Source organism: Wolbachia endosymbiont of Pentidionis agamae (assembly GCF_036711655.1).
In the GTDB taxonomy this organism is placed as follows: domain Bacteria; phylum Pseudomonadota; class Alphaproteobacteria; order Rickettsiales; family Anaplasmataceae; genus JAZHPY01.
The window spans coordinates 1-402 of sequence record NZ_JAZHPY010000176.1; the positions used below are offsets into that span (position 1 = coordinate 1).

1 protein-coding gene is annotated in these 402 nt (G+C 26.4%); it reads left to right on the top strand.

Annotated features, from left to right (window positions below):
* Window positions 1-65: 65 nt before the first annotated feature.
* On the top strand, window positions 66-402 hold a 337-nt coding region (locus tag V6U76_RS05515), incomplete at its 3' end, for a PmbA/TldA family metallopeptidase (protein ID WP_333024148.1).

The window sequence follows — 402 nt, forward strand, 5'->3', positions numbered from 1 at the left end:
CTTGGGTTTTTAGTTTACTTTACTATAATTTAATAATATAATTAAAATGTTTTAATTGAAAGATAATGATAGCTTTAGAACAGGTATTTTTTTCTCACAATAATGTTAATAATATACATAAAATAGTAGATAATGCTCTAAAGAATAGTGATGGTGGCGAGCTATTTCTAGAATTTTATCAATCAGAGTCGCTACTTTTTGATGATAACATATTAAAACATATAGATTTTAACACTAGAAAGGGATTTGGCTTAAGATCTTTTTGTGATGACAGTGTATCTTTTGTCTGTTCTTCAGAAATTAGTGAAAAGGAAATTAGTAATGCAGCTTTTATAATAGGAAATTCAGTACATCTTAATAAAAAGCAGGTGGTAAGCTTAAAGGAAAGTCAAAAAATCCTAT